Here is a 6317-nt window from a genome sequence, read left to right as displayed (position 1 = left end):
TGACTTGAACTCTGCCGCATACCGTTTCCGCGTAACCTTGCCCATAAAACCCGTCCTCGTTCAGGCCAGATGATAGCTTATCGCCCTGTCCGAAAAATGGGGACCACCTCTAGCAGACGGATGGCCCGGGCCGCTTCGGGCATATCTTCGGTGGCCTCGTCGAGGCTGTTGCCCAGGCGGGCATACTCCTCCCGGGTGAGGAAACGTTCTCGTCTTTCTTCCCGGTAGCGTTTGACGCCCCGGCATGGATTCACACCGTCCTGGCGGATACCCCATAGATCGGCAAGGCTGAACATCTTTGACAGAACGCCCAGCGTTCGGTTGGCCTGATAGGGGATATGCCGGAAACTGCCATGGAATTCGACGACTTCAGCCCGCGAAAGGTCAGCCATCCGCCAGCTTCCGAATTTCGGGACAATGAACAGTTCCACCGAGCGCCTATATTCTCCCCGTGTTCTGGGTTTCAGGTGGACATCGACATATTCGTCGAGAAAGCGCCTGGAGAAACTCGCGACAGTCATGGCCTTGCGGTCATCGGACCGTTTATTCGCCGGATTTTCTCCGGTATGAACCCGTGCGAGGATCCTGATGGCTTCATCACGGGCGAGATCCGCCGTCCACGGGCTACCATGCTGGCCAATCGTGTAACGCCGCAGCCTTCCGCCAGAGCGGTAGTGAATGACGTAGACCTTGCGGCCCGATGGCCAGACCCGGACCGCAAAGGCCGGGATGCTGTCATCCCACAGGAAATAATCTTTTGCTTCGGGCGTCGCCGCCGTGACGGTTTTCTTGTTGAGCCGGGCCATTCTCGCCTCCGCCGCAGGAAACACATAGGAAACAGATGAGAGCGCAACCGAGCGTAGTCGGTGAACGAATGACGTATCCCGACGAGGTCATTTTTCAAGGAAAAACAAAGGGTTTTCGCGGTCTGGCGCTATTCTGTCGGCAGGAGCGCTGGTCAGCGTAGGCTAAAAAATCTTTCTCATAACCTGAAGGTCATAGGTTCAAATCCTATCCCCGCAACCAACGATACTTGCGATACGAACGCATCAAGAACGCCACTGTCCGGATGGACCGTGGCGTTTTTCTTGTGGGCGGCAAACTGCAGGATCGCGGCCAGATCACCGCGCAGGATGATCGCCAGTTCGCCATCGGCTGGCTGGAGCGTGATCTGCGAGATGAGCGTGCGCAGGCGTTCGGCCGCCTCGGTCTTCGTCTCTTCCGCCTGAAGGCTCTCGTAGAGAGACGCGATCCGCCTCTGGTAGATATCGGCCATATTCGGATGGAGCAGGGGAGGCGGCTCTTCGGTGTTGGCCAGACGCTCTGTCACTTCGGCCTTGCGCGCTTCCAGCCGCTTCATGTCGTCGACGATTGCCTGGATTGGTCCACCAGCCTTGAGCGCGGTTAGAAGTTTTGCAAGTTCACGATCGATGCGGGGCAGTTCTGCCCGCATGGCGACAAGGTCCGCACCGTGTTCCATGCGCAGTCGGTTCACCTCGCGGGTGAACTCATTGCAGAACTCCTTGAACAGGTCCGGTTCCATCAGGTGCGTGCGTAATCCACTGAGGACCGATGCTTCCAATGCGTCGCGGCGAATGTTCAGACGGTTGTCGCAGGTGCCCTTGTTGCGCGCCGTCGAACAGCCAAGCAGATCCTTCGAGATCATGCTGTACCCACCGCCACAGCAGCCGCAACGGATCAGTCCCGCAAAGAGATGGCGCGGACGGCGCCGGTCATTGAGGGCTTCGTTCCCCCGTTCCGGCTGGCTGAACGTCGTCTCGACCTGCCGCGCCTTTACGGCATCCCACAGATCCTGCGCGACGACCCGCAGTTCCGGCACCTCCTGGATGACCCATTCGGATTCAGGATTGAGGCGCGAGACGCGCTTGCCGGTGTCTGGATCTTTCAGGTAGCGTAGCCGGTTCCACACCAGACGCCCGACATACATCTCGTTGTTGAGGATGCCGTTGCCGCGCTCCCGGTTGCCATGGATGGTGGATGGTCCCCATTCCCGCCCCTGCGGACCCGGAACGCCGTCACGGTTCAGTTCCATGGCGATCGTGCGTGACGACTTGCCGCGCGTGTAATCGGTGAAGATCCGCCTGACCGTGCGCGCTTCTTCCTCGTTGATGGTCCGGTCGCCCCGGATGCGCTCGCCCTTCGCATCGAACTGGCGCACGACATCATAGCCATAGGAATTGCCGCCGCCGGATTTGCCGTCCTCGATCCGGCCGCGCAGGCCTCGCCGGACCTTCTCGGCCAGATCCTTGAGGAACAGGGCGTTCATGGTGCCCTTGAGGCCGATATGCAGATGGGTGACATCGCCCTCGGAGAGGGTAATGATCCGCACCCCGGAAAAGGTCATCCGCTTGAACAGGCCGGCGATATCTTCCTGATCGCGCGACAGCCGGTCCATGGCTTCGGCCAGTACGATGGTGAAGCGGCCGCGCGTGGCGTCCTGGATCAGTTCCTGAATGCCGGGGCGGAGCAGGGAGGCACCGGAGATTGCCCGGTCGGTATAGCTGTCGACGATCGTCCAGCCCTGTTTCTCCGCGTGAAGCCGGCAGAGGCGCAACTGATCCTCAATCGAGGCGTCACGCTGGTTCTCGGATGAGTAGCGGGCATACAGCGCGACTTTCACAATCCCATCTCCCTAATCCTGGAGATCGCGTCGCCTCGCGGCCTCCACTTCAGCGTTGACGAAATCCCGGGCAGCCTGACGGGCCAGAAGCCGGACCAGACTGACCAGCCGTGGATCGGCTCCACTGCGCAATGGTGTCACGTTGGCGTCCGGGGCGTCGAGAACAAGCCGCAGCCTGCCCGCTATCGTATCGCGTTGGCGTGCCATCTTCCCGTCCTTTCTGCATGGATCGTCGGAACGTCCTGAACCCACTGTGGCGGGCGGATTTGCAGTGTGTGAACAGAAAAACACACGGAAACAAAGAGATGGATCGTCCGAAGAGGGCTTCGGGATAGTCACGAACACGCACGGCTATCGTGGTCGGCACTATCACAAATCGGTGATTACGCGACTATAATAGTCGCAATTTATCGCAGCGTGCATCGACTCGCGGGTTGGCTGGCACCGACCTGCGTTCCGTAAAGTCGTCTCTACGCGGTTCCGTGGATACGATCTGGCGTCTGGTGGGGCCGGGAGAGAGGAAGAGGGAAGTGGGGTTTTCGTGACAGATTCAGGGGTGGGAGAGAGGCTTCCGCCCGTCCGTCACGGAGTGTCCCGCCATGGCGAGCGCCATCCAGAAAATCGCCCTCAATGCGTCCCGTGATATCCCCTTCAACAGGCTGGTGCTGTCGCAGTCCAACGTGCGGCGCGTGAAGTCCGGCCTGTCGATCGAGGAACTGGCCCGCGACATCGAACGTCGTGGGCTGCTCCAGAGCCTGAACGTCCGGCCCGTGCTTGACGGCGAGGGGACGGAAACAGGGTCTTACGAAGTGCCGGCCGGCGGCCGCCGGTTCCGCGCCCTCGAACTGCTGGTGAAGCAGAAGAAACTGGCGAAAACGGCCCCCGTACCCTGTGTCGTGCGCGAGGCCGGATCGGCCATTCTCGCCGAGGATGATTCCCTGGCCGAGAACGTCCAGCGCGTGGCCCTGCACCCATTGGACCAGTTTCGTGCCTTTCGTGACATGCTGGAAAAAGGCATGTCCGAGGAAGAAATCGCTGCCGCGTTCTTCGTCGTGCCAGCCGTGGTCAAACAGCGTCTGCGTCTGATGACTGTGTCCGACAAACTGCTCGATATCTACGAGCAGGATGGCATGAAGCTTGAGCAGCTCATGGCCTTTTCGATCAGCGATGATCACACCCGTCAGGAACAGGTCTGGGAGATTATTGCCCAGAGCCACAACCGCGAGCCCTATCTGATCCGTCGCATGCTGACGGAGAAAACCGTGCGGGCGTCAGATCGCCGCGTGCGTTTCGTCGGACTGGACGCCTATCTTGCCGTTGGTGGCCATGTCATGCGTGACCTGTTCGAGGCTGATGATGGCGGATGGCTGGATAATCCGACCTTGCTTGACCGGCTGGTCATGGAAAAACTGCATGCGGCGGCAGAAGATATCCGTGCCGAAGGCTGGAAATGGGTTGAAACGGCTCTGTCCTTCTCCTGGGGGCATACACGGGATTTCGCGGAGATTGACGGGACGCCTGTTGCGCTTTCGGACGAAGAAACCGCCCGTCTGACTGCGCTGCATAGCGAGCAGGAAGCGATCGAGGCGGAATACGCGCAGGCCGATGAATTTCCCGAAGAGATCGATACCCGGCTGGGGGAAATCGAGCGGGCCATTGAAGCGCTGGAGGAACGCCCGGTGCCCTTCGATCCAGCGGACATGGCGCGGGCAGGGGTTTTCGTCAGCCTGGACACCGACGGCACGCTGCTGGTCGAGCGGGGTTTCGTCCGGCCAGAAGACATGCCACTGGAACCGGAGGATGTCGCCAGCGATGGCTACGCAATGGATGGCATTGAAGGCGATGATGGCCGGGATGAGCCGGAAGGCATGACATCCCAAGAGATCGAGCCAGAAGAAGAGGACGGATTGAAGCCGCTTTCCGACCGCCTGCTGACCGAACTGACGGCGTGGCGGACACTGGCCCTGCGCGACGCTTTCGCGGCCAATCCGCATATCGCGCTGACCGAATTCCTGCACACGCTGGTTCGCGACCTCTACTGGCAGGTCTCGGGTGTGGATTGCCTGGAAGCCTATGTCCGGGAAATCCCGCTGCCGGTCCATTCTCCCGACATGCCGGGTAGCCTTTCCGCCCACGCGCTGCGCCAGCGCAATGAGGGCTGGAAGCACGATCTGCCGGAAAATGAAGACGCACTCTGGCAGTGGCTCGACGGGTTGGATGAGACCAGTCGCATCGCGCTGCTGGCGCATTGCCTGTCCTTCGGGATCAACGCGCTGCATGAATCGTCCCATGGTCCGTCTCTGGCACGCAGCGTCAGGGAGCGGCTGACCCGCGCAGACCGGCTTGCCACCGCGCTCAGGCTCGACCTGGCCGAGGTGGGCTGGCAGCCGACGGTGGAGAATTATCTCGGTCGCGTCACCAAGGCGCGCATCCTCGAAGCCGTGCGTGAGGCGAGGGGTAACGAGGCCGCCGACCGCATCGCCCATCTGAAGAAGGGCGACATGGCGCAGGCTGCCGAGCGGCTTCTGGACGGTTCGGGCTGGTTGCCAGAGGCACTGCGGACGAGGGATGTGTCGGGGCAGAGCGAAGGGGAAGATGGGCTGACCGACATCTCCGACAGCCCCGACGCGGTTGCAGCTGAGTGACATCTGTCCGTTGACCAGTATTGGCGGCTTCCGGTCTCCGGAAGTCGCCTTTTATATGGGAACGATGTCGCGCCCGAATGGCTGTCGACGGTGGTCAGTGACGGGTCACTGGCCGCAGGTGTCGATCCGTTTCGAGCCTGAGGGCGGCTGTCCATAAGGGTGTTTTGGTATAGAAATCCCGCCTGTTGAGGCCAGTGCCGGTTCGGTGCTCGTTGAGCAGTCCTGCCCAGCACAGCGGACGCAGGACATGGACGTAAAGACTGGCGGTCAGCTTGAAATCCCGGTGACGGATATCTTCCTCTTCACCCCCGTAGAGAACCGAACACAGCCGCTCTTCTGTGACGGCAACCTGGGCCTCGATATTGATGACGTTGAGAAAGATATCCCAGTTGCCGAACAGCGGCTCATCGCTTCGGGTGTATGGACTGTGGTCGACGACAAAGAGGAGATGGGTCGTCAACAGCATCCAGAGCCGGGCAGGCTCCGATCTGAGCTTTCTCGCCAGGTCGGTCAGCCGCAGGGTGCCCTTGAAATGCCGTGCGAGCTTCGCGCTGAGCAGAACCTCATGCAGGATTACCAGCGGCGGGAAATCATGTTCATTGAGGACTTTATTGACGGCATAGAGGTATTCAACCGTATAGCCGGGCCAGTCAAAGGCCTCGGCGGCCCATGCGACAAAATAGCGTTTCAGCGCCTTGGTGGGCGTGAGGCCGATCGGGCCGTTTTCCTCAATATAGCCGATCGTCAGCAGCGCAGCCTTCAGGATGAGGGCATGCGACAGGGGGAGGTCGGTGTCGGGCGAACGAAACGGATTCATTACATAAACAATGAACCAGGTCGGTGCGAGTTGCCAGTCTGGCTTTGCGGCGCAGGAACGATCTCCGTCCCGCGTCCTTCATTGTAATGTCGGCTATCGCCTACATGCCGGACATTCCGTTCGGGACTTCCGGTCTTCCGAAAGCGGACCAACTGACATGGTAGGCATTGCCGACTGACGTGCCGGGCCGGATAAGGGCTATCCAATGCCTGAT

5 protein-coding genes are annotated in these 6317 nt (G+C 60.5%); 1 reads left to right on the top strand and 4 read right to left on the bottom strand.

Going from position 1 to position 6317, the window contains the following annotated elements:
* Positions 1–77: 77 nt before the first annotated feature.
* The 3 genes from GOB85_RS18125 to GOB85_RS18115 all read right to left on the bottom strand — a co-directional run bounded on the left by GOB85_RS18125 (position 78) and on the right by GOB85_RS18115 (position 2848).
* Entirely contained in the window at positions 78–806 is a 729-nt protein-coding gene (locus GOB85_RS18125; RefSeq protein WP_242011621.1) for an integrase arm-type DNA-binding domain-containing protein, read from the bottom strand.
* 176 nt (positions 807–982) lie between these two features.
* The gene (locus GOB85_RS18120) at positions 983–2641 is read right to left on the bottom strand and encodes a recombinase family protein (RefSeq protein WP_173578777.1); all 1659 of its coding nucleotides are present in this window, start codon (positions 2639–2641) and stop codon (positions 983–985) included.
* A gap of 12 nt (positions 2642–2653) precedes the next feature.
* Positions 2654–2848 carry a hypothetical protein gene (locus GOB85_RS18115; protein ID WP_010516822.1) on the bottom strand — a complete coding sequence of 65 codons (195 nt, stop codon included), beginning with the start codon at positions 2846–2848 and terminating at the stop codon, positions 2654–2656.
* A 392-nt stretch (positions 2849–3240) separates the two neighbouring features.
* On the opposite strand from GOB85_RS18115, the gene GOB85_RS18110 reads away from it, so the two are divergent.
* Positions 3241–5286: a ParB/RepB/Spo0J family partition protein gene (locus GOB85_RS18110; protein WP_010516824.1), complete on the top strand. Its 2046-nt coding sequence runs from the start codon at positions 3241–3243 to the stop codon at positions 5284–5286.
* A 94-nt stretch (positions 5287–5380) separates the two neighbouring features.
* Here the strand turns inward: GOB85_RS18110 and GOB85_RS18105 are convergent, their stop codons facing one another.
* Positions 5381–6103, bottom strand: coding sequence for a hypothetical protein (locus tag GOB85_RS18105; RefSeq protein ID WP_173578776.1), 723 nt, complete (start codon positions 6101–6103; stop codon positions 5381–5383).
* Positions 6104–6317: the final 214 nt, after the last annotated feature.

The sequence above is a fragment of the Acetobacter fallax genome (assembly GCF_011516735.1).
GTDB classification, from domain to species: domain Bacteria; phylum Pseudomonadota; class Alphaproteobacteria; order Acetobacterales; family Acetobacteraceae; genus Acetobacter; species Acetobacter fallax.
This window is presented reverse-complemented; position numbering and strand designations above follow the sequence as displayed.

Bases quoted from the DNA above. Each gene is read 5' to 3' on its own strand.
- GOB85_RS18125 (WP_242011621.1), bottom strand. From the start codon at position 806: ATGGCCCGGCTCAACAAGAAAACCGTCACGGCGGCGACGCCCGAAGCA.
- GOB85_RS18105 (WP_173578776.1), bottom strand. From the start codon at position 6,103: ATGAATCCGTTTCGTTCGCCCGACACCGACCTCCCCCTGTCGCATGCC.
- GOB85_RS18110 (WP_010516824.1), top strand. From the start codon at position 3,241: ATGGCGAGCGCCATCCAGAAAATCGCCCTCAATGCGTCCCGTGATATC.
- GOB85_RS18115 (WP_010516822.1), bottom strand. From the start codon at position 2,848: ATGGCACGCCAACGCGATACGATAGCGGGCAGGCTGCGGCTTGTTCTC.